Below are 22,399 nucleotides of genomic sequence, written 5' to 3' on the forward strand. Positions count from 1 at the left end.
GAGGAAAATAATATGAAGACAGTAACAGTCAGTATTGTCACTCCCGACGGCCCAGCATACGATTCTGAAGTAACAATGGTAGTCACTAAAACAGTTTCAGGGGAAATGGGTGTACTTCCAGGCCATATTCCTATGGTTGCACCTCTTGCAGTTGGCGCTGTAAAGCTAAAAAAACAAGATGGTTCAACTGATTATGTAGCTGTTAGTGGCGGCTTCATCGAAATTCGTCCTGACAAAGTATCAATTTTAGCTCCTTCAGCTGAAAGTGCAGCTTCAATTGATGTAGCTCGTGCAAAAGAAGCATTAAAACGAGCAGAAGGTCGTTTGCAAAGTAAACAAGATGACATTGATTTCAAACGTGCTGAGTTTGCGTTAAAGCGTGCGTTGAATCGTATCAACGTTCATGAGGGTAACATCTAATTCAAGTGAGGGCTGTTTGTAAAGCATAGCTTTTCAAGCAGCCCTTTTAATTGAGCGAAAAGGCGCACAAAATGTGAAAGCGCCAATAGAACTAGAAAAAGCGCCAATAGAATGATGAAAATCGCCAATAAAACCAAAAAAAGCGCTAATAAAACCGCGAAAACCGCCAATAAACAAAAGCATCTACTAAATCAAGGAGCTACAACATCATGTTTGGCATTTTTCGTAAGAAAACAACTTTTTTCATAAAGGAGTTTAGGGAGAGATGGATTTTTATACGGAAATAGGACAACAGGCACTTTTCGGTCTTGCCTCGCATATTTTCTTCATTGCTGTGGCATTCTATGCATTACAAGCATTTCGTTTTGACCAACTATTCAAAAAAGGTAGAACATTCCAAATTCAACTCGTCTATATTTTATTTAGCATCGTTATCGGCTCAGCAGTTTCTAATTTCTTCATTACTTTCTCTCAATGGTCAAGAAGTTTAGTCTACATTTTCCAATAAAATACACTATATGACTTGTAGGGGAAAGTAATCCGTTACTTTTCGCTACAAAGTATATATTTCCTGGGCAATTGATGGAAAAATGTTTAACATCTTGGATTTTCGTGTATAAAATAAGCAGTTTATTATCAATTATGTCTAAGATATCACTACCTAAATTTTTGAGTAATTTAAAAAAATTCCTCTAAAATCGTCATGTTCTGTGATGGCAGTCCTTGTAATTTGCTTGTTTGCCTTTAATGCAAAAATAATTGCTGAATAAAGACAAATTTTGTGTCGAAATGTATTGAAAGATACGGAAAGTGCTTCCTCAAGCATTGCTAAATCACATTGACTTCGGTTGACAAAATATGCTGAAGTAGCGCATATAAAGTATCCAACATCTGATTCACCAACTATACATATGGTGCGTAATATGTAGTATGAACAATAAAGCCAAAATTCGACACAAAATAGTGAATTAGATGCTTGATTAAGTTGGGTTATAGCTGTATTATTAGCAGTGTTTGGATAAAAAAGATTAATGAACTTTTAAATAAAATAGTAAGTCTACGAGAATGGGATTTGGAGGGACGAATTGTGGAGAAAATTATCGTTATGGGTGGTCAGACTTTACAAGGTAGCGTAAAAGTTGAAGGCGCAAAAAATGCTGTATTACCTATTTTAGCAGCATCTTTATTAGCTTCTGAAGGAAAAAATATCATTAAAGACGTTCCAACTTTAGCTGATGTATATACAATTAGTGAGGTATTAAAAAGCTTAAATGCAGATGTACAATATAGTTTGGGTGACAATGAAATCATAATTAATGCGGCGCATGATTTGTCGAGTGAAGCGCAATTTGAATTTGTTAGTAAAATGCGTGCATCTATTTTAGTGATGGGCTCTTTACTTGCTCGTAATCGCTTTGCACGTGTTGCGTTACCTGGTGGTTGTGCGATTGGTTCGCGCCCAATCGAGCTACATTTAAAAGGCTTTGAGGCAATGGGTGCTGAGATTTCTTTTGGACATGGCTATGTTGAAGCGCGTGCTGAAAAATTAAAAGGTGCAGAAATTTATTTAGATTTTCCAAGCGTTGGCGCTACAGAAAATATTATGACGGCAGCGGCATTAGCGGAAGGTACAACAATTATCGAAAATGCTGCAAAAGAGCCTGAAATTGTCGATTTAGCCAATTTTATTAATGCGATGGGTGGTCGTGTAACAGGAGCAGGAACAGCGACTGTTCGTATTGAAGGTGTAGAAAAGCTAAAAGGTATTACACACTATGTGATACCTGATCGTATTGAAGCAGGGACATTTATGGTTGCAGCAGCGATTACACGTGGTGATGTGGTGATTGAAAATGCGATTCCAGAGCATATGACAGCTTTAATTGCGAAAATGCGTGAAATGGGTGTAGAAATTACTGAGCAAGAAAATGGTTTACGTGTACGTGCAACAGGTGAATTAAAAGCAGTAGACATTAAAACGATGCCACATCCAGGCTTCCCGACAGATATGCAATCGCAAATGATGGCATTGATGTTATCAGCTGAAGGAACAAGCATCATTACAGAAACCGTATTTGAAAATCGCTTTATGCATGTGGAAGAATTCCGTCGAATGAACGCGATTGCTAAAATCGAAGGGCGCTCTGTCTTTATCGAAGGCAATAACGCGCTACAAGGTGCAGAAGTAGCGGCAACTGACTTGCGTGCAGCCGCATCGCTTATCTTAGCGGGCTTAGTATCAGATGGTATCACACGCGTAACAGCGTTACATCATTTAGATCGTGGCTATGTAAAATTCCATGAAAAACTGGCAGCATTAGGTGCAAATATCGAGCGCGTGACAGAAGAAGAAATAAGCGTTGTACAAACAGATAGCACAGAGCAAGTAACAGCATAATATGAGCAAGGCTGTATGAAGAGCGTACTAACTAATACGTCATTTTTCATACAGCTTTTTATTTTTTAAGCAGCATTACTTAAAAATTTAAAATGAATAACAGCGACCTTCCTTTTTTACAAATAAATTTTAAAAAAACTACATACCATGTCGTATGAAAAAAAACATAAGCATACTTATCATTGTTATCGTCATCTGTTTTCTTTTTACTGTGCCGCTGCTTTATTATAAAAAGCAAAAGCCAGTACAGGAACCTTGTGAAATTTTGATTACAGTTGAAGGTGAGACACAAAGCATTCCATTGGAGAAATATTTAGTCGGTGTTGTGGCAGCAGAAATGCCAGCCAGCTTTCATCCAGTTGCATTACAAGCACAAGCAATTGCTGCGCGTACTTATGTGATACGCAATACAGATTATGGGAAGAAAGCAATTAAGCCAACAACAGCACATCAAGTATTTATTGATGAGAAGGTACGTCAGCAAAAATGGTTAACTGCCTTTGATCAGTATGAACAAAAAATAACAGATGCCGTAAAAGCGACAGCTAATCAAATTATACTATATGATGAAGAACCGGTTTCTGCGATGTTTCATGCTTCATCGAATGGTGCTACAGAATCAGCGAAAAATTACAGTGGACATGATCTACCGTATTTGCAATCCGTAACATCGCCAGAGGTAAGCAATGAAACGATTATTATGACTGTGAGTGAGCTGAATGATAAGCTACAAACAAATTGGACCCAAGATGATTTTTTAGCGCTACAGCTTGAGCGAAATAGTTCAAATCGTGTGCAAACAGTAAAAGGAAAACAACAATTTAGCGGACGTGAATTTAGAGAGCTTTTACAATTGCGTTCAACAGACTTTATATTAATAAAAGATGGCCGTGATATAGCGATTACAACGAAAGGCTATGGACATGGGGTAGGAATGAGCCAATACGGGGCAAATGAGCTGGCACAAAATCGTGCTACAGTTGAAGAAATAATCTCGCATTACTATCCACAAACAACAATTGGCAATGTTTGTACAAAAAAGTAATGAGGTGTGTTTAAAATTTGTATAGTTTGTTCACACTAGCTTCAGAGGTGATGAACATGCGAGAGGAAAAAAATTTAAAACCTTCTCCAAAAAATTTACAACAAAAGCCATGGTTTTGGCCAGCTATTTATGCGGGAATTGCACTCGCCATATTAGCACTTATATTCAGCTATAATGCGCTTGTGACGAAAAATGAAGAGCGCCTCCTAACAGAAACGGTTGCGACAGAAGAACTTCCGCAACAGCAGCAGCCAATTATTGAAACAAACACAGCACAGGAAAATTTGAAATATCCATTTGATGAAGCATTATTAAATCAATTGACAGTGCTGCAAGATTTTTATGATTTTTCTGCAGATGCAAAAACACGTGAAAATGCGTTGCTAGTTTTTAAGCAAACATTCTCAACATCATCGGGTATGTCACTTGCTATTAACAATGAGCCATTTGAAGTACTCGCTGCGATGAGTGGTGTTGTGACGAAAGTGAAAATGGATGCATTCACAGGAAATAGCATTACTGTACAACATGCAAATGGTTTAGAAACGCGTTATAGCTCTGTTACGGACATTGTTGTAAAAGAAGGCGATGAGATTATACAAGGTCAGCCACTAGCAACGACAATGGATAATGATTGGAATCCGACAGCAGGAATTCATTTACATTTTGAAGTGTTGGAAAACAATGAACCAGTCAATCCAAGAAAATTGCTTGCATTCTAAGTTCTAAATAGGTGTGGACGACTCATAAGGTGAAGAAACATACTACTAAGCTACGGCACATTCTTACATCCTAAGTAGAAAGGAAGGGAACGTGCACGAACATATTCGACGACGTTGTGTTCAGCTAGGGGAGTTGCTCATCGAAACTAAAGAAACAGTCCGCACATTAGCTAAAATGACAGGTTATTCTAAAAGTACTGTGCACAAAGATTTGACGGAAAGGCTTATTCTAATCAATGAGCCACTTGCACAGGAAGTGAAAAAGATTTTAGCCTATCATAAATCCGTCCGTCATTTACGAGGTGGAGAAGCGACGAAGAAAAAATGGCAATCGAAGCAACACGAACAAAGCACCTAGATGATACGAATGTTCATCTAGGTGTTTTTTTCTATATTTTGATTCAGCTATGTCACAGATGAGGCTTGCAGTCAGTTAACTGCTTTAGGCTAACTTCTACATGAAAAGTGAGCTCGAAAAAATCGTGACGTAATTACCTCAAGATATAATCGATTTGGATTACAAAATCAGGAAATAACCTACCGTAAAAGAGGGTGTAATTACTTCCTCATTGTGATAAAATAATCTAGATAACTAAATATATTGTAAAGACTGTTAAATAAGCGGATATTTACAGCCTTTTAAAAGAAAGATAAAAACTTTTGTTGCGTGTGGAGCTAATGAAATTGATTTAAGTAGCTCATAAAAATAAATGATGTATGTAAAGAATTGAAGCGGTGGAAGGAGAAACTAAGGGAATGTTTTCAAAGGATATTGGAATTGATTTAGGGACGGCGAATGTTTTAATCCATGTGAAAGGAAAAGGGATTGTTTTAAATGAGCCATCTGTTGTAGCAATGGATAAAAAAACAGGAAAAGTATTAGCAGTTGGTGAAGAGGCTAGACAAATGGTTGGACGTACACCTGGTAATATTGTAGCAATTCGCCCTTTAAAAGATGGTGTAATTGCAGATTTTGATGTGACAGAGGCAATGCTACGACATTTCATCAATAAATTAAATGTGCGAGGATTTTTATCGAAGCCACGTATTTTAATTTGCTGCCCTACAAATATTACAAGTGTAGAGCAAAAGGCAATTCGTGAGGCGGCCGAAAAATCAGGGGGTAAGAAAATTTATTTAGAAGAAGAGCCAAAAGTGGCAGCAATTGGAGCGGGGATGGATATTTTCCAACCAAGCGGTAATATGGTCGTTGACATTGGCGGAGGTACAACTGATATTGCCGTATTATCGATGGGGGATATCGTAACGAGTGAGTCAATTAAAATAGCAGGCGATGTATTTGACAATGACATTTTGCAATACATAAAAAAGGAATATAAATTACTAATTGGAGAACGTACAGCAGAAGATGTTAAGATGACAATTGGGACAGTATTTCCAAATAATCGCAATGAATCGATGGAGATTCGTGGGCGTGATATGGTAACAGGTCTACCACAAACAATTACAATCCACTCTACAGAAATAGAGCGAGCATTACATGAATCAGTATCGATGATTGTACAATCAGCTAAAAATGTACTAGAAAAAACGCCACCAGAGCTATCAGCAGATATTATTGATCGTGGCGTTATTTTAACGGGCGGTGGCGCACTACTACATGGCATTGATCAATTGTTAATTGAAGAGCTAAAAGTACCTGTATTTATAGCAGAGAACCCAATGGATTGTGTAGCAATCGGTACAGGCATTATGTTAAATAATATAGACCGTTCAGCAGGTGTTACAGCGGAATAATCAATAGTAAATGAGGTGTGCTTTATGTTTAAAGGATTTTATACGGTAGCTTCGGGCATGCTTGCACAGCAACGCCGTACAGAGATATTGACAAATAATATGGCAAACGCAAATACGCCAGGCTTCAAAGCAGATCAATCAACAATTCGTTCATTCCCAGACATGCTATTATCTGCAAAGGGCACAACAAATGTACCAACGGAGAAGGGTTTAGGTTTAAAGCAGTTGAACCCAATCGGCGCGTTAACAACAGGTGTCTACTTACAAGAAACAATTGCGAACAATGCCCAAGGTTCTCTATTACAAACAGATATGCCAACAGATGTAGCATTGGTGGATATTACATTGCCAATTGACGAGGCATCTGGCAACCAAGGTGCAATTTATTTCCGCCTTGAGCATCCAGCAGGTGGCGAGGCCTATACACGTAATGGTAACTTCACATTAGATGGACAAGGCAGTTTAGTGAATGGACAAGGTCTTTATGTGCTCTCTGATACAGGTGAGCGTATTCAGCTAGCGAATGATAATATTACAATTACAAACACAGGTGCGATTTTAGATGAGAATGGTGCGCAGGTTGCAGTCCTTGGTGTAGCATTCTCAGAAAACCCAGATGTTTTAATGAAGCAGGATAACGGCTTATATCGCATGTTAGATGATGGAATACTGCCATCAGCATATGGGCAAGCAGGTGTCACATTTGCAACAAATCAACAGTATTTAGAGGCATCTAACGTAGATTCTGCTCGTTCAATGACAGAGTTACTAACAGCGTATCGTGCATTTGAAGCAAACCAAAAAGTTCTTCAAGCATATGATCGCAGTATGGAAAAAGCAGTAAATGAAATTGGAAAAGTGTAACGGAGGAGTGATTGTATGCTACGTACAATGGTGACAGCAACAAATACATTAACACAGCTACAAACAAAGTTAGATACAATTAGTGATAACCTTGCAAATAGCAATACGCATGGTTACAAAACAAAGGATGCACAATTTTCAGAGCTGCTTTATCAGCAATACAATAACGATAAATTAGATAGGACATTACGACAATCTCCTGTAGGTATTCGTTACGGTGTTGGAGCACATGTCTCATTAATTCAAGCAAATCAAAAGCAAGGTTCATTACAACAAACAGACCGCGATCTTGATTTTGCATTTACGAAGGAAAATCAATATTTCAATATTTTAATGCCTGATGGTGATGGTCAACGTACGGTTTATACGCGTCAAGGGGATTTTTATGTATCTCCGATGGAAAATGGGCAAATGATGCTTGTTAATGGTAATGGACACGCGGTCGCAGATAGCAATGGTAATGCTATTTACTTCCCAGACTTTGCAACGGGCTTTACATTATCGCCTAATGGTCAACTCAATGTTTCGTATCCAGATGGTGATGTAATAACAGTAGACTTAGCCGTAACGGAATTACAAAAGCCTCAAACGATGGAACATGTTAGTGGCACATATATCGGCTTACCTACTAATTTAGCAGCACTTGGCTATACCCAAGCAGATATTTTAACGGATTTACAAGGGGCAAACCGTGGAGGAATTGGTTTGAGCATACAAACATTAGAAATGTCGAATGTAGACATTTCTAAGGAAATGACAGAATTAATCGCAACACAACGCTCATATCAGTTCAATTCACGTGCAGTAACACTTGCAGACCAAATGCTAGGGCTCATTAACGGTATTCGATAAGCGCAAGGGAGTATAGTAAATGACGAACGAATTCAATGAACAAGATGTAGCCCCCAAAAAAAGAAGCCGACGTAGCGAAGAAACAGAGCCAAATGAAAGACCTAGAAGGGTACGTTGGGTACAAATACGTTTAATTCCAATTTGGCTGCGTATTGTACTTGTATTGGCTTTATTAGCTGGTGCAGCAATAGGTGGTGTTATGTTTGGCTATGGCTTCCTTGGAGGCGGAGAGCCAAGCGATGCACTAAAATGGAGCACTTGGCAACATATATTTGATATTATTGAAGGACAAGAATAGCGTATTGTAGCTGTCTCAAAATAATTTTTAGACAGCTCTGCTCCTTCAACAGTACTTTGCTGTTCTCGATGGGACGGATAAAAGCATGACATTTAATTCTAGAATCGATTTTGGATAAAGATACATAATAGTAAATAGGAGTGGAGGAATTTTTGATGTTAAATGCAGAGCAAATTCAAGCAATTTTACCACATCGCTACCCATTTTTATTAGTTGACCGTATTTTAGAAGTTGAAGTAGGAAAAAGTGCGGTAGGTATTAAAAATGTAACGATTAATGAAGACTTTTTTAACGGTCACTTCCCTGGTTACCCAGTAATGCCAGGTGTTCTGATCGTGGAAGCACTTGCACAAGTAGGTGGTGTTGCACTGTTAAGCTCAGATGAATTTAAAGGGCGCATCGTCTTTTTAACAGGTATCGATAATTGCCGTTTCAAACGTCAAGTTGTGCCAGGCGACCAACTGAAAATGGAGGTTGAGTTTGTCAAGTTGCGTGGTCAAATGGGCAAAGGGCATGCTGTGGCAACAGTGGATGGCGAGCTAGTATGCGAAACGGATATTTTATTTGCAATAGGACCAGAACAACCAAAATAATGACTTTAATTCAGTGAGTCCCAAGGATTTTTAAGAAGACCTGTATGAATCAGGTTAATTAACCGTTAAGGACGACTTAGGTTATCTTCTATTAGGTAAAAAATCTGGACTGTAATTTAGTCAAGGCGTCACTGATACAAAGGCAATTTTTTCACATAATCTAGTACTATTTGCATTTATGGCGAAAACATTATAAGATAGATAAGTTGAGTTTTGAGGGGTTGGCTTTTTAAACGTAGGAGGTTTAAATTTTTATGTATAAAGAACTGTCTTCAGGTGTAAAGATAAGTATTACACGATCAATTTCCATATCATTTGAGCTCTATTTAGCGAGTATTGGTTGGGATGAAGATAAATTTTCAATGGAAGATTTTATGGCAAGCTGGCAACAGTATTTTACTGAAAATGCTGCTTGGTTTGATAAAGTACCTCACGAAGTATTAGTAAGCGAAGAATTTCATAATGAAATTGCCAAAAAAGTGGACGAAGTAATGGCAAAAATTTTAGGAGAAGAGCCAACGAAGAAACAAATCGACTCCATTGCAAAACTGCAAAAGAAATTAGGCACAAATTACAAATATGACTGTAAAGCAGAAGCAGCATATGTTGAGCAATTATTAAAAGAGAAGTTGAAATAAAGGGCTGTCTGGAGAGTGATATTTTAGTTTGCTCTCTAGACAGCTCTTGATGTTTTTATCTCGTATGAACAGGCTGTGCCTCCACATTGAAAATGTAGTTGTAGTGTTTTGGGTTGTGCAAGCGAGCGTCAGCAACAACAAAAACACACTCTGTGTGTCAGAAAGTCTCCCACTGATTGAAAGTGCACTGTATACAAGGTTAAAAAGAGATTTTCTATTGTTCAGAGGTAACTTGCATTTTTCTGAATAACTCCATTTTTTGTTACAAAAATTGCTAAATCAAGATAAAACTTTTTGGATAGTTCCGTTCCTTCTCGGGTACTCTAATAAACGATCAAGTAATGATCAGATGAGTCGATAGAAGGGAGGGAATTTTTTATGTGGAAAGGTTTGTTTGCAGCAGCATTGCTCGCTACATCATTATTAGCTGGCTGTAATACGGGTGATCGTAATGCGATAAACGACGATACACCAGCAAAAGAAATTCGTCGTGGGGTGGATGATGTGATTGATAATAACTATTCACCACGCTACAATAACGAAATCAATAGTGCACCTAACAGCACGGTGCCGCCAGCACTTCGCGACGGTCGTAATGGCGTAGAGGTTGACCGCATTGCACCAAATGATGGTCTCGATAACGACGGTCGAGTAATTGAACGCCGTGGAAATGAAGAGGACATTATCGAGGACCCAGCAGATATGCGTGACCGCAACAATGTAGACAACCGTTAAAGAAAAACCCAAAAGTGCTTTCTGGCGCTTTTGGGTTTTTTGGTATGGTGAATCACTTCATCTAAAAGCACGATGTCGTCTGAAACGTGACACGTTAGGTATGTTTATTGTACCGGAAGCAATGTGTCAGGTATATGCTTTTCAGACAACATCGCCTTATCAAGAATGAATCTTTTACGTATGGAGCATGGGTTATGATTATTGCTGCCTATTTAGCTTAGGGCGCTCTTTCATATCATGCTGAAAGCGCTGCAATAACTCCTCGTTTGTTAAGCCTTCTTCTAATAATTGCTGCAATAATTGCTCTGCATACTTTTGACGGCGAGCCTTGATTGACCCTTTTAGTAGCACAGATAAGCGATCACCGATTTCAGTAATAGTGCTAACGATTACAGAGAATGGTGCTGGTTCATTGTCAGGAAAGGAAATAACAGCATGTGCGTCGAACACAGTATTATTTTCCTGTAGTGTTTTAAAAATAGAGTAGTATTCATTTGGAATAAATAGCTCAAGTACCCATGTTTGGTGGCTATCCTCTAGGTTGATTGTCAATCCATCGATAATGTGAATTGGCTGTATAGTGTCTTCGTTTAGTAAGTGAAATGCCATGAGTTTAAATGTCTTCAAGCAAGCAGCCTCCTTTAGATAGCTAAAGCTTATTTGTAAAAACGATTACTCCTACAATTAGGAAGTGTTTCAAAGTGACTTATTTGACACCTTTCCTTTAGTATAACATACAAAAAATGCGAAATTTAATATTTGTATAGATTTCCTTTCGAGCTTAAAGGAACAAGGGATTGAAGCTATAAAAATAAGCAAAAAAAAATTAAAAAGCGTTCAAATTTTAAATTTGAATACTTGAAATAATAGCAAATATCATTTTTCAGATTTTGCCAAATCAAATTACTATAAGGTATAGTAATGCTAACGAAGGAGGTGAATAAATGAATCAAATCGGACTTGTTGGACGTTTAACAAAAGATCCACAGCTACGACAATTATCTGATACGAAAGTACAAACGAGCTTCGTATTAGCGATCAATCGAAATTACCGAAATAGCAAAGGCAGTGTAGATGCAGATTATGTTTTGTGTGTCGCATGGGGAAGACTAGCAGAGCATATTGTAAAATATTGCGGTAAGGGCTCTTTAATTGGTATCAATGGACGCCTACATACACGCTCTTATATGAACAAAGAAAATAATCGTGTTTTTACGATGGATGTCGTTGCTGAAAGCGTCCGATTTTATGCTTTAAAACAAAGCATGCCAACAAGCAGCGAGGGAGGGGAGTCCAACGCTGAAAGTCAGCATGTGACAGAGAATTTTGTTTTACCAGAAGATACACTGCCAATCAATATTTAGAAACAACTTCCACAAAACTAACTGCTATCTTAAATTCAATGGAAAGGAGTGAAAAAACCTATCTCTTACCCACATAGCAAATTTTTTCTGCGACAAGTAATATAGCAGGAGCACGTCCTTTAGAAAAATACAACTGAATAGTGTAGAGAACTTAAATAAGCGTCCTATCTTTTGGCGCAAAGATAGGACGCTTCTCGTATTTCTTTTATTGCACCATATCAAGCGTGAAAAGCTCGCGTAGCTCATCATCTTGAAGCTCAGTAAGCCATTTGCTTGATTGGATTAGCTCCTCGGACAAAGCAGATTTTATTGTTAACATTTTATCGATTTTCTCTTCAATTGTACCAATTGTTATAAATTTATGAACTTGCACAAATTGAGTTTGTCCGATACGATACGCTCGGTCTGTCGCTTGGTTCTCCACTGCGGGATTCCACCAGCGATCAGCATGCAACACATGATTAGCAGCTGTTAAGTTTAACCCTGTCCCACCTGCTTTTAACGATAAAATAAAAATCGGAAATTCTCCTGCTTGAAATGCCTCAACTAAGCGATCACGCTGTTGCTTAGGCATGCTACCTGTTAAAAATGGTGCATCAATATTGTACAGCTCAGCAAAACAATGTTGTAAAATATTGCCCATGCCAATGTATTGCGTGAAAATTAAACATTGCTCTCCGTTATGAACGATTTCAGCCGTTAAATCTACAATACGTCTTAGCTTCACAGAGCGGCTTAATAACGTCTCCGCATCATCAAAAGACTCCTTTAAATAAAGTGCAGGGTGATTACATAGCTGTTTTAATTTATTTAGCATTTTTAAAATGCGTCCTCTTTTTTCAAAACCTGTTAACTGCTCAAGCTGTGCTGCCGTATCTTCAATATAGCTTTCGTATAGGGCAGCCTGCTCAGCAGTTAATGGGCAAAATTCCTGTATCTCCTGTTTATCAGGCAAGTTTAGCATTAAATCTGAATCTCGTTTTGTACGACGTAATAAAAACGGTTGGATTTTTGCTCGTAGCTGTTCCTTATATTGCTCAGAGTCATCACGTTCAATTGGCAAAATAAATTGCTCTTGAAATTTCCCGAAGCTACCGAGATAACCTTTATGAATAAAATCAAAAATCGCCCAAAGCTCAGATAAACGATTTTCTACAGGTGTTCCTGTCAACGCGATGTGGTGCTCACCACGCAGCTTGCGAATAGCACGTGATTGGATTGTTTGCATGTTTTTAATATTTTGTGCTTCGTCTAAAATAATCGATGACCAATTTAAGTGTTGCAAAAACTCTATATCCTGCGAAATAGTGCCGTATGTTGATACTACAATTTGAGGCTTTGTGCGCTTCATCTCAGCATGGAGTGCATCATCCTTTAAACGATTTGCACCGTAATGTGTATAAACGCTTAAAGAAGGAGCGAAACGTGCGAGCTCCTTTTGCCAGTTTCCTAAAACGGAAGTAGGGCAAATAATAATTGCGGGCTCTGTTACATCAAGTGTATTTATTGTATGCAAAAGATAACTAATCGTTTGAATTGTTTTACCTAGCCCCATATCATCTGCTAAACAAGCGCCAAATTTTTGCTCACGCATAAAGACAAGCCATTCAAAGCCTTGCTGCTGATATGGACGCAAATCTGCTTCTAATTGTAGCGGTACAGGAACGCTAGGAAGTCCTTGTTTTTCCTGTAGCTGCTGTAAATAGTTCTGTAGAGATTGTTGAATTTCAAATGCAAGTATCGGGTCGTCACGCTCGGCATCATCTTCATCGAACTCTTCATCTGGTGCTGTTAATGTTTCGGGTAGCTCTCTAAACAAGAGCTCCTTTACTGTCCATTGCTCATTGCTTGCCTTATCCATCAGTGCACGCATTTCCTGCATCCAAGCTGCATCAATACGAAACCATTCAGTGCCGATGCGCATAAATTCTCGTTTTTCATCTACAAGCTTTTGGAATTGCTCGGCAGAAATGTTTTCACCATTCATTGAAAATTGCCATTTGAACGTTAAAATGTCATCCAGCCCTGCGACGGAGCGTGTGGATAGCTGCCCAGCGCTTACTTGTACACGCATTTTCGATTGTTTTAGTTCCTTCAACCAAGCAGGCAAAATAATTTCATAGCCGAGTGCTTGTAAAACAGCAATATCATTGCGTAGGAAAAGTTTAACTTGTTCATCTGTTAATGGATGATAAATAAAGCTTTCAGATGTTAAATCGTCCAATGGTAGTAATGCAGCAATTTGTTGCTGAATCGCGGCAATATCAGTTGAAAAAGCTTTCCACTTTTCAGGAAGAGCCTCCGCAATTGGAAGCCAGCGTTTACGTATAGCAGGCGTCCAATGCTTTTCTGTCGGTGTAATAATAATCGTTTCTAAAAGCCATTGCTCGCTCACTTCATCAGGCTCACTCAAACGTAAGGCAACTTTTAAATCATCTGCATGATGCTCACTTTGAAGTGGCCAGCCACCATTTGCAAAAAATGGTATAAGCTCTTTTACTTGCTCAAGCTGTAGTCCATTATTTATAAGTTTTTGTGTGGCAGCAGTAGCTAAAATTTGCCCTTCATCTAGCTCAAACTGTAGCATTTGTTCATGAAAAGAAGCTGTTTGCCAAAGCGTGCTACTCGTCCATTGTGGAACGAGCTGGTGAAATATTTCAAGTAATGTCTCAGATGCAATATCAGCTCCAATGATGTGAAGTAAAGGGTGCTTCAAAGACGGCGATAGCACATCTAAAAGCTCAGCAGCTGATAATGTAATATCGCGTTCATCTAAAGGTACAGTAAGACCGTAAAAGTTTGCTTCATATTTATAAAAAAGCTGTGATACCCAGCTTTCTGGAGGCGAGATTAAACCATCATCGTGTAAAGCTATTATGGAATAGTAGCCATTTTGAAGCTCGGTAACTTTTAGGCGTAGCAACTTTACAAAAGGTGATGTAAATGTGTCAATCATATAAAAAACTCCTTAAATGAGATTGCTTTTGTCCAGTTCTTCTTGTAATGCACGCAAACGTTTATATTTTTGTTGCACTGTTTGCATGTAATTTGTCCAGTACGTCATTTTACCAGCCTTTTTAGCAATGCCTTTCATCGATTTCCAAATACGAATTGCCTGTTTATAATTCATACGTGACTTTTGACGGAGCTCTTCTAGCGCATAGTAATGATAAAGTGGCAATGCCGCTGCTGGTGCCTCCTGAATAACTGTTTTTAAACCACGTGCTTCTAAATGGCTAATGGAAGAAGGGTACAACTGTTGAAGGGCGACCCATTCATCATAACGTGCCTTGTGCAGTAAAAAATCAGCATAAGGCTGTATACCATAGCGACCGAATGCTTGATAAAGGGTAATAGCCTCCTGCTCGGAAAGCTCAATCATTGAATAAAGTGCATTTATTTCTTTAATAAATAGCGGGCGCTGTTGCGGCGTCAGTGTAGCGTGAATAAAATCTTCTAAACATGGTAGCATGACCTTTAATAATAATTGAAGTCCTTCCATATAATGCTTAGATGCAAGCTTTGCAATAGGTAAATAAAACGTGAGTTGTGACTTATCCAAATGAAGTAATTGTTCTGCCAGCTTTTCACTATCTTTTAGCAAAACATAAAACAGCGCTCGGTTAATATCCATTGGGAAATCACTATTTATATGCAATTTTTCTAATAAAAATAACTCTTTCATATAGCGATTTTTTTCATTGAAAATATTCGTCCAAACGGCTAAATAAAATTGAAAACGTATTTGTGGCTGCCCACTTCTTTCGAAAAGAAGCTCACGTATACTATCTTGTATCGCATCATAAAAGGGATCTGTTGCAAACAGGCGTGATTTTGAGCCTAGCTCAGAAACAATTGTATGAATAGTTTCAAGTCGACTGTTCATAGCAGCTTCAAAATAGTAGTTATTGATAGATGAGTTTGTATGATTTAAATGGGCCCAGAGCTTATTTAAAACAGCAAACTCCATAAATAATTTAAATAAAGGTTGCCATTCACGCTCAAGTGGCGTGTAACGTTGTAATTTTGAATGTGTAGTCGTTAACAAAGCAGAAAGGGAGTAGCTTTCAATCGCTTTCGCACCAAGCAACGAATGCTGCATGACTTCGTCCACCATACGCTGCCAGCTTTCAGGGTTCCGTTCTGTAGCTAAAGATTTTAAATGAACATTTTTTTGTGCCCGCCATTTACTTGTCCATTCCTGAACGGAGCCTAAATACTGATAAAGTCCAAGAACAACGCCAAGCTTATGGCGACAGCAATTTTGCTGGGGACATGTACATATGATGAGATGTTGCCCAAAATCTACAGTTACCTCAGCAGGACGCACATCTTGAACAACAGTGAACAGTACATCTTTTTGCGGTAGAAAGCGCTCAAAAAGCACGGATTTATTGCGGACAGAAAAAACAGCGCGACGCACGAGCTCCTCATCCTCTACAGATGACGGCTGCAATAAACGTTCCATTTCTTCAAGTTGCTGACGAATAAACGCCGAATAGCGGCGTGCTACATCAGATATTGATAAAGCCATAGTAGTCTCTCCCCTAAAAAAGTCGTTCTTTCCATTATACCCCGAAAACGAAGTAAACGTAAGCAGTATGCACAAATGTAAATATGTCAAAATACAAGGGAGAAAAAATAAATAAAAAAGTATTACGACACATCCCGTTAAAATAAGGTGCTTGACCTCAAAATTGATTTTGTCTTCAAGCACCATGTTTATAATCAAATCTACAAAGAATTGGAGAGGCTAGCTATGAATGATAAAGATTTACAACATGCTTTTGGTGTTTGGGAAGAACTAAGCCAAACACCCGAATCTCGAATTACCTATGAATCTCGTTTGAAGTATATTTTGGATGAAGAAGCAGGGAAGAAAGATGCGCATGCCGCAGGAGTTAAGGAAGGAATAGAAAAAGGGCTAGAGCGGGCATTAGAACAGACGGCCATCAATATGATTAAAGAAGGAACAAGTGATGAATTTATCATAAAAGTGATAGGCTTATCTTTCGAAAAGGTTCAACAGTTACGCAATAAGCAGCTTTAACGAATGGAGGAGGGTGGCAATGAACAATAAAAATATCCAACAAACTTCCCTTTCGAAAAAAACCAACAGCTACGCTGGCAGTTGACACATAAATAACCTAAAAAATCATATTTCCAAACATAAAACAAACAATGTTTGAAATCGCTATCTAATGGAGAAAATAAACTGTAATAAAAGCGGAAATGTTTAAGGAGGGTGAATGTGATTCGCATTCAGTTTATGAAGCCATTATATACGAAAATGGCTGGCAAAAAGCTATGTCTTGTTTTTGCTTATCAGCATCTTTCAATCATAAAGGAGGATGAATTGTTTCATTTTATTCCTTTAGATGGAAAAGAAATGATCGTTAATTTAAAAACATATAAGATCGAAAATGTTTCGGATGTTTTCGTATTCCAAAATGGTAGTCGTTTTATACGTATACCACTTTATCAGCTACTACTTATATCCAATGTCTATGATTATTTATTGCCGATTATTGAGGAAAAGGCAGCTAATGTAGTGATAGAGGATACATTGGAGTCAGAGCATGAAGCTTCTTCCATTATTCGTGAGCTGGAAGGGAAAAATGCAGAGCGTTTAATCGACTATGCATTAACTGAACGTAATGAAGCAATGTTTTACAATTTAGTTTGGCATTTAGAGCAGCGGGATATGCTATAACACCTTTCATGGAAATATAGAAAGGTGTTTTTTTGTGATAGCTTGTAATAAGACAAATGTCAATCAAGTGAAGGTTAACGATTAGAGGAGAATTTTACATGTCTTAAGATTAGTCGTTACTTGTGGGGTAAACTTTCCACTAAAAGCACCGATATAAGTAAAAACGTTAAGGAGGGTTACGTATGCTAGGTCAATGGAGTTCAGTTGGTTATTCTATACTTAATAATATGAATCGTCATTATGCTGCATCGAACAAAGCTTTGTTGCGCATTTCATCAGGCTATCGAATTAATAGTGCAGCGGATGATCCAGCGGGGCTAGCAATTTCTGAGAAGATGCGTGCCCAAATTCGTGGTTTAAATATGGCAGGAAAAAATATTCAAGATGGTATTGGTCTCGTGCAAACAGCAGAGGGCGCATTAAATGAAACACATGCGATGATTCAACGAATGCGTGAGCTGGCTGTCCAAGCAGCGAGTGATACGATGACAGATGCAGATAGAGCACTTATCAATCAAGAATTCCAACAGCTAAAAGAAGAGATTACTCGCTCAGCGGGGCAAACTGAATTCAATACGAAGAAGTTGCTAAATGGTGACCATGAAAACACACCAATCAAAATTCAAGCTGGTGCTAACTCTGGACAAACGATTGATTTATATATAGGTGGGATGAGCTCAACAAGTCTCGGCCTTGATGATTCGGACATTTTAACGCGTGAAAATGCAGACAAGGCTATTGGAGAGCTGGATAATGCACTAAATAAAGTATCTATGGAACGTTCACGCATGGGTGCTTACCAAAATCGAATGGAGCATGCATATAATAATGTGATGAACACAGCGGAAAATTTAACAGCTGCTGAATCGCGTATTCGTGATGCGGACATTGCGAAGGAAATAATGAATTTCACAAAGGCGAATATTTTATTGCAAGCAAGTCAATATGTTATGCGACTACATATGCAGCAGGCATATTCTGTGTTAACATTGCTGGATGCAGGGCGTAGATAGTGGAGGTGTCTGACAAGAGACGCCTTTTTTGTTTTTTTGAGGGCTTGTATCAATTTATTGACGCTTTTCCCCTTTCTATTGGCGTTTTCTTCAATTGCAATCATTTTTTATTCACAGAAGGCATCAAAAAGTTGTATACTGTAAAGCAGTAGGTTTTCGAACCATTTTGTTGAAAAAGCGTCTATTGATAATATACATTCGCTCTTATATATGAAAGGAAGTAACGAGCATGACAAAATCAATTTGTGTTGTTGGCTTAGGTTATATCGGTTTGCCGACAGCAGTAATGTTTGCCAATCACGGTGTGAAAGTGCACGGCGTAGATTTAAATCCAGAGGCAGTAAAAAGCATTCAGGAAAAGAAGCTACATATTGAAGAGGATGGTTTACAGGAGCGTTTAAATAATGCGGTAGACCGAGGGGTATTAACAGCATCGACAACACCAGAAGAGGCGGATGTGTTCATCATTGCGGTACCATCGCCAATTAATCCAGATAATACAGCGAACTTAGAATATGTACGAAAAGCGACAGCTTCAATTGTACCTTATATTAAAGAAGGAAATTTAGTTGTTTTAGAATCGACAGTTCCGCCTAAAACAGTGGAGCACATTATGTTACCAGAGCTTGTGAAGTCAGGGCTAGAAATCGGTACACAAATTTATGTAGCACACTCACCAGAGCGAGTAATTCCGGGGCGCATTTTTGAGGAACTTGTAAAAAATGACCGCATCGTTGGTGGCATTAACGAAAAGTCGGCTGAATTAACGAAGGAATTATATGAAATATTTGTTGAAGGAGCAATCCATTTAACAGATGCGACAACAGCAGAGCTTGTGAAAGTAATGGAAAATACGTATCGTGATGTCAATATTGCATTTGCCAACGAGTTAGCGAAAATGGCTGACAAGCTAGATGTGAATATTTGGGAGGCAATTAAATTTGCAAACTACCATCCACGTGTGAATGTTCACTTCCCTGGACCAGGTGTTGGCGGTCACTGTATCGCGGTAGATCCATGGTTTTTAGTGGAGATTGGTGGAGGACAAGCAGAAATCATTCATTTATCCCGTAATACGAATGACAGTATGCCTAGCTACACAGCTCAAAAAACACAGGCTATATTAAACGACAATAAAATTGCAGGTGCTACAATCGGTGTACTAGGTCTAGCATTCAAAGGAAATGTAGACGATATGCGAGAAAGTCCGTCGACAATCGTTATTGATGAATTACAAAAGCTTGGCTTGAACGTAGTATCATTCGATCCACATATTAAAGAAAACAAACATGCGACACAAACACAAAGCTTTGAGGAAGTTGTGGCTGCTGCGGATATTTTATTATGCTTAACAGACCATAACGAATTCAAAGCGTTGGATCCGCAAACATTTGCAGTACGGAATAAAATTGTATTCGATACGAAAAACTGCTTAAACCGTACAAGCTGGGAGCAAGCAGGCTATCAATTCCATTTACTTGGAGATGCTAAAAACTAAAGATTGTATAAAAGTGTTATGGGATGCAGGTGTGAGCCTGCTTCTATAACACTTTTTTATGATATAATAATGAAAAAAATATAGGAGGTAAACAGTGAATAAGCGAGCACTTTTGAAACTTCCGTTGACAAAACTGATGGATTTGAAGGTAGATTATGCGTTTAAACAATTGTTTGGTAATGAAAAAAACAAAGAAATCACTGTTGTCTTTTTGAATGCAATTTTAAAGCGGACGGGACGAGATATCATAACAGATATTTCCTTTCAAAATATAGAGATTGGTGGGGAGTATGAAGAAGACAAGCAATCCCGACTCGATCTATTAGTGAAAACGAAAACAAATGAATGGATTAACGTTGAAATTCAATTTACGAATCAATATGATATGGTAAAACGCACCATCTATTATTGGTCAAAGGTATATGCTCAAACAATGCGTAAAGGAATGGCATATAAACAACTGAACCCTGTTATTGCAATTAATATTATGAATTTTGATTTGTTTGATCAAACAGAACAATTCCATACAACCTACCATTTATACGAGGATACCGAAAAAACATTATTAACAGATGTCATGGAGTTTCACTTTATAGAAATTCAAAAGCTGTTAAAAGATTGGAAACAACAAAAGTTAGACCCATGGAATGATGTACTCGCAAGATGGCTTCTCTTATTAGGTGTAGTTAACCATCGAAAAGAAAAGGAAATCTACGAAGATATTTATAAAGAGCTGGAGGCGATTGCTATGAAGGATGAGCAACTGTTTGAAGCGATGACAGAATGGAGAGAGCTCAGCTTAACAGAAGAGCAATACTTTGCCTACGAAGGTCGCTTAAAACGAATTTTAGATGAAGAAGCCGCCATTGCCGAAGCGAAATTACGCGAGCAAGAGGCGAGGGAAGAAGGAAGACAAGAAGGAAGACAAGAAGGAGAAGAAAAAGGAAGACAAGAAGGGGTAACGGATACTCTTAAAAAAATGTCATTGCAGCTACTCAAAAAGCAATTTCACCCATTCCCATCTGAATTAGAGCAACGTATTCATCACTTAAGCAACGAAAGGTTGGAACAGTTGATGGAAAAATGTTTGGAATTTAGCAGTATTGAGGAAGTGGAGAAATATCTATACTGCTAAATGAAGGAGGACTATAATGCGCATGACAGTTGAAGAACGAATCCTTACATTAGAGAGCTGGGCGAAATTGAATTAACAGAAGAGCAATACTTTGCCTACGAAGGTCGCTTAAAACGAATCTTAGATGAAGAAGCCGTCATTGCCGAAGCAAAACTATGTGAACCAGAGAAGAATATTTGTCAATTGAATGCTGAAAGCTTGTAGTTATTAATCAGAAAAAGCGTTGAATTCACTAAGCTGGAGGGTATAGAGCGATACCTACAAGCGGAGTATTTAGTATCCAGTTATAAAAGGAGAGATGCGTGTGAATCTCTCCTTTTTCCATGCATATCATCAACAACTACCATCCGCATACAACATGTACTATTATAGAGGAAAGGTAAAAAGGAAAGGACAATGTGAAATGAAAGAAACCGTACTAGGCATACAGGTCAATACAGAAGGCTACGATGAACTGCTGCCAATCGTATTTGAGCAAATCGAATTAAAGAAAAAGTCTTTAATCGTAGCCATTAATCCAGAGAAGATTATTAAAGCGAAGGAAGACCCTGCCCTAAAGGAGCTACTCAACAATGCAGAATTTCAAATTCCTGATGGGATTGGTGTTATTCTTGCATCAAAAATTCAAAAAGGACAAATTACATCGCGCGTGACAGGTGTTGATATGATGATGCGCTTATGTGAAGAAGCCGCAAAGCGCGGTAAGCCCATCTTTTTATACGGTGGTAAGCCAGGGGTTGCGGAAAAGGCAGCCAATAAGCTTCAAGAATTGTATTCGAACATTAATATAGTAGGAACACAGGATGGTTATGAAAAAGATAACGATAAAGTATTAGCTAAAATTAATGAGGCGAAGCCCGATTTACTATTTGTCGCAATGGGATCACCAAAACAAGAAAATTGGATTAATGCGAATCGCGATCAGTTGCATCCAACGATTTATCAAGGCGTAGGTGGTTCATTCGATGTGCTGGCGGGTAATGTAAAACGTGCGCCAGAAGCATTCCAAAAAGTGGGGATGGAATGGTTTTATCGTTTAATGAAGGAACCTCATCGCATAAAACGACAAATTTCGCTACCGCTGTTTTTACTAGAAGTAGCAAGGGATAAAAAGAAAAAATAAGCACTATCAAAAAAAATATTGTGTAATCTTTGTAATAATTGATTGTTAAATTGTAATGTTAGTGTTACACTGTATCCATAGTAAGATTTCCTCTTATGATAATAAAGAGTTTAAAATTTTCCCTGCAAGGAAAAAAACGGTTGGTAGCCCAAGAAGAAGGTTTAAGCATTTGCTGCTTAAACCTTCTTCTTTGTCTTTTTTGTAATAAAAATAAAATGCATAAATGGTCA

At 38.2% G+C, this 22,399-nt stretch carries 23 protein-coding genes; 20 read left to right on the forward strand and 3 right to left on the reverse strand.

The features are described from left to right. Positions 1-12: 12 nt before the first annotated feature. The 13 genes from C9J34_RS11145 (at position 13) to C9J34_RS11205 (ending at position 10,323) form a co-directional block, all read left to right on the forward strand. Complete coding sequence (locus C9J34_RS11145) at positions 13-420, forward strand: F0F1 ATP synthase subunit epsilon (RefSeq protein WP_107839947.1); 408 nt, start codon at positions 13-15, stop codon at positions 418-420. Positions 421-685: 265 nt separating this feature from the next. Continuing rightward, positions 686-928, forward strand: a complete 243-nt coding sequence (locus C9J34_RS11150; protein WP_107839948.1) for a DUF1146 family protein — start codon at positions 686-688, stop codon at positions 926-928. 579 nt (positions 929-1,507) lie between these two features. Continuing rightward, positions 1,508-2,818, forward strand: coding sequence for a UDP-N-acetylglucosamine 1-carboxyvinyltransferase (murA, locus tag C9J34_RS11155; RefSeq protein WP_107839949.1), 1,311 nt, complete (start codon positions 1,508-1,510; stop codon positions 2,816-2,818). 265 nt (positions 2,819-3,083) lie between these two features. Beyond that, positions 3,084-3,863, forward strand: coding sequence for a stage II sporulation protein D (gene spoIID, locus C9J34_RS11160; protein WP_238600629.1), 780 nt, complete (start codon positions 3,084-3,086; stop codon positions 3,861-3,863). A 56-nt stretch (positions 3,864-3,919) separates the two neighbouring features. Beyond that, on the forward strand, positions 3,920-4,585 hold the full coding sequence (locus C9J34_RS11165) for a M23 family metallopeptidase (protein ID WP_107839951.1): 666 nt from the start codon (positions 3,920-3,922) through the stop codon (positions 4,583-4,585). 91 nt (positions 4,586-4,676) lie between these two features. Then, positions 4,677-4,943 carry a sporulation transcriptional regulator SpoIIID gene (locus C9J34_RS11170; protein WP_107839952.1) on the forward strand — a complete coding sequence of 89 codons (267 nt, stop codon included), beginning with the start codon at positions 4,677-4,679 and terminating at the stop codon, positions 4,941-4,943. Positions 4,944-5,341: 398 nt separating this feature from the next. Continuing rightward, complete coding sequence (mreB, locus tag C9J34_RS11175) at positions 5,342-6,343, forward strand: rod shape-determining protein (RefSeq protein ID WP_107839953.1); 1,002 nt, start codon at positions 5,342-5,344, stop codon at positions 6,341-6,343. A gap of 24 nt (positions 6,344-6,367) precedes the next feature. Further along, positions 6,368-7,207, forward strand: coding sequence for a flagellar hook-basal body protein (locus C9J34_RS11180; RefSeq protein WP_107839954.1), 840 nt, complete (start codon positions 6,368-6,370; stop codon positions 7,205-7,207). 15 nt (positions 7,208-7,222) lie between these two features. Continuing rightward, positions 7,223-8,059: a flagellar hook-basal body protein gene (locus C9J34_RS11185; protein ID WP_107839955.1), complete on the forward strand. Its 837-nt coding sequence runs from the start codon at positions 7,223-7,225 to the stop codon at positions 8,057-8,059. 19 nt (positions 8,060-8,078) lie between these two features. After that, positions 8,079-8,357 carry a DNA-directed RNA polymerase subunit beta gene (locus C9J34_RS11190; RefSeq protein ID WP_107839956.1) on the forward strand — a complete coding sequence of 93 codons (279 nt, stop codon included), beginning with the start codon at positions 8,079-8,081 and terminating at the stop codon, positions 8,355-8,357. A 155-nt stretch (positions 8,358-8,512) separates the two neighbouring features. Next, positions 8,513-8,950 (forward strand): 3-hydroxyacyl-ACP dehydratase FabZ, encoded by a 438-nt coding sequence (gene fabZ, locus C9J34_RS11195; RefSeq protein ID WP_107839957.1) that lies wholly within the window; start codon positions 8,513-8,515, stop codon positions 8,948-8,950. A gap of 254 nt (positions 8,951-9,204) precedes the next feature. Next, positions 9,205-9,588 (forward strand): hypothetical protein, encoded by a 384-nt coding sequence (locus C9J34_RS11200; protein WP_107839958.1) that lies wholly within the window; start codon positions 9,205-9,207, stop codon positions 9,586-9,588. A 378-nt stretch (positions 9,589-9,966) separates the two neighbouring features. Further along, positions 9,967-10,323, forward strand: coding sequence for a hypothetical protein (locus C9J34_RS11205; protein WP_107839959.1), 357 nt, complete (start codon positions 9,967-9,969; stop codon positions 10,321-10,323). Between the two features lie 198 nt (positions 10,324-10,521). Here the strand turns inward: C9J34_RS11205 and C9J34_RS11210 are convergent, their stop codons facing one another. Continuing rightward, on the reverse strand, positions 10,522-10,950 hold the full coding sequence (locus C9J34_RS11210; RefSeq protein WP_107839960.1) for a YwpF family protein: 429 nt from the start codon (positions 10,948-10,950) through the stop codon (positions 10,522-10,524). Between the two features lie 317 nt (positions 10,951-11,267). Between C9J34_RS11210 and C9J34_RS11215 the strand changes: the two genes are divergently transcribed. Further along, positions 11,268-11,687 (forward strand): single-stranded DNA-binding protein, encoded by a 420-nt coding sequence (locus C9J34_RS11215; protein WP_107839961.1) that lies wholly within the window; start codon positions 11,268-11,270, stop codon positions 11,685-11,687. A gap of 205 nt (positions 11,688-11,892) precedes the next feature. On the opposite strand, the gene C9J34_RS11220 is transcribed toward C9J34_RS11215, so the two are convergent. Further along, on the reverse strand, positions 11,893-14,643 hold the full coding sequence (locus C9J34_RS11220; RefSeq protein WP_107839962.1) for a DEAD/DEAH box helicase: 2,751 nt from the start codon (positions 14,641-14,643) through the stop codon (positions 11,893-11,895). Between the two features lie 12 nt (positions 14,644-14,655). Beyond that, complete coding sequence (locus C9J34_RS11225) at positions 14,656-16,221, reverse strand: hypothetical protein (RefSeq protein WP_107839963.1); 1,566 nt, start codon at positions 16,219-16,221, stop codon at positions 14,656-14,658. 225 nt (positions 16,222-16,446) lie between these two features. Here C9J34_RS11225 and C9J34_RS11230 point away from each other — a divergent pair, with 225 nt between their 5' ends. The 6 genes from C9J34_RS11230 (at position 16,447) to C9J34_RS11255 (ending at position 22,169) form a co-directional block, all read left to right on the forward strand. Further along, positions 16,447-16,737 (forward strand): hypothetical protein, encoded by a 291-nt coding sequence (locus C9J34_RS11230; protein WP_107839964.1) that lies wholly within the window; start codon positions 16,447-16,449, stop codon positions 16,735-16,737. Between the two features lie 201 nt (positions 16,738-16,938). Continuing rightward, positions 16,939-17,400 (forward strand): transcriptional regulator, encoded by a 462-nt coding sequence (locus tag C9J34_RS11235; protein WP_107839965.1) that lies wholly within the window; start codon positions 16,939-16,941, stop codon positions 17,398-17,400. Positions 17,401-17,582: 182 nt separating this feature from the next. After that, the gene (locus C9J34_RS11240; protein ID WP_107839966.1) at positions 17,583-18,413 is read left to right on the forward strand and encodes a flagellin N-terminal helical domain-containing protein; all 831 of its coding nucleotides are present in this window, start codon (positions 17,583-17,585) and stop codon (positions 18,411-18,413) included. Between the two features lie 229 nt (positions 18,414-18,642). Beyond that, positions 18,643-19,911 (forward strand): nucleotide sugar dehydrogenase, encoded by a 1,269-nt coding sequence (locus C9J34_RS11245; RefSeq protein WP_107839967.1) that lies wholly within the window; start codon positions 18,643-18,645, stop codon positions 19,909-19,911. Positions 19,912-20,005: 94 nt separating this feature from the next. Beyond that, positions 20,006-21,046 carry an Rpn family recombination-promoting nuclease/putative transposase gene (locus C9J34_RS11250; protein WP_107839968.1) on the forward strand — a complete coding sequence of 347 codons (1,041 nt, stop codon included), beginning with the start codon at positions 20,006-20,008 and terminating at the stop codon, positions 21,044-21,046. Between the two features lie 403 nt (positions 21,047-21,449). Beyond that, positions 21,450-22,169: a WecB/TagA/CpsF family glycosyltransferase gene (locus C9J34_RS11255; protein WP_107839969.1), complete on the forward strand. Its 720-nt coding sequence runs from the start codon at positions 21,450-21,452 to the stop codon at positions 22,167-22,169. Positions 22,170-22,399 lie beyond the last annotated feature (230 nt).

It is taken from the genome of Metasolibacillus meyeri (assembly GCF_003049505.1).
Taxonomy (GTDB): Bacteria; Bacillota; Bacilli; order Bacillales_A; family Planococcaceae; genus Metasolibacillus; species Metasolibacillus meyeri.

Coding starts and splice junctions, on each gene's coding strand:
- C9J34_RS11145 (WP_107839947.1), top strand. CDS start 13: ATGAAGACAGTAACAGTCAGTATTGTCACTCCCGACGGCCCAGCATAC.
- C9J34_RS11150 (WP_107839948.1), top strand. CDS start 686: ATGGATTTTTATACGGAAATAGGACAACAGGCACTTTTCGGTCTTGCC.
- C9J34_RS11165 (WP_107839951.1), top strand. CDS start 3,920: ATGCGAGAGGAAAAAAATTTAAAACCTTCTCCAAAAAATTTACAACAA.
- mreB (WP_107839953.1), top strand. CDS start 5,342: ATGTTTTCAAAGGATATTGGAATTGATTTAGGGACGGCGAATGTTTTA.
- C9J34_RS11180 (WP_107839954.1), top strand. CDS start 6,368: ATGTTTAAAGGATTTTATACGGTAGCTTCGGGCATGCTTGCACAGCAA.
- C9J34_RS11185 (WP_107839955.1), top strand. CDS start 7,223: ATGCTACGTACAATGGTGACAGCAACAAATACATTAACACAGCTACAA.
- C9J34_RS11190 (WP_107839956.1), top strand. CDS start 8,079: ATGACGAACGAATTCAATGAACAAGATGTAGCCCCCAAAAAAAGAAGC.
- fabZ (WP_107839957.1), top strand. CDS start 8,513: ATGTTAAATGCAGAGCAAATTCAAGCAATTTTACCACATCGCTACCCA.
- C9J34_RS11200 (WP_107839958.1), top strand. CDS start 9,205: ATGTATAAAGAACTGTCTTCAGGTGTAAAGATAAGTATTACACGATCA.
- C9J34_RS11205 (WP_107839959.1), top strand. CDS start 9,967: ATGTGGAAAGGTTTGTTTGCAGCAGCATTGCTCGCTACATCATTATTA.
- C9J34_RS11215 (WP_107839961.1), top strand. CDS start 11,268: ATGAATCAAATCGGACTTGTTGGACGTTTAACAAAAGATCCACAGCTA.
- C9J34_RS11220 (WP_107839962.1), bottom strand. CDS start 14,643: ATGATTGACACATTTACATCACCTTTTGTAAAGTTGCTACGCCTAAAA.
- C9J34_RS11225 (WP_107839963.1), bottom strand. CDS start 16,221: ATGGCTTTATCAATATCTGATGTAGCACGCCGCTATTCGGCGTTTATT.
- C9J34_RS11230 (WP_107839964.1), top strand. CDS start 16,447: ATGAATGATAAAGATTTACAACATGCTTTTGGTGTTTGGGAAGAACTA.
- C9J34_RS11240 (WP_107839966.1), top strand. CDS start 17,583: ATGCTAGGTCAATGGAGTTCAGTTGGTTATTCTATACTTAATAATATG.
- C9J34_RS11245 (WP_107839967.1), top strand. CDS start 18,643: ATGACAAAATCAATTTGTGTTGTTGGCTTAGGTTATATCGGTTTGCCG.
- C9J34_RS11255 (WP_107839969.1), top strand. CDS start 21,450: ATGAAAGAAACCGTACTAGGCATACAGGTCAATACAGAAGGCTACGAT.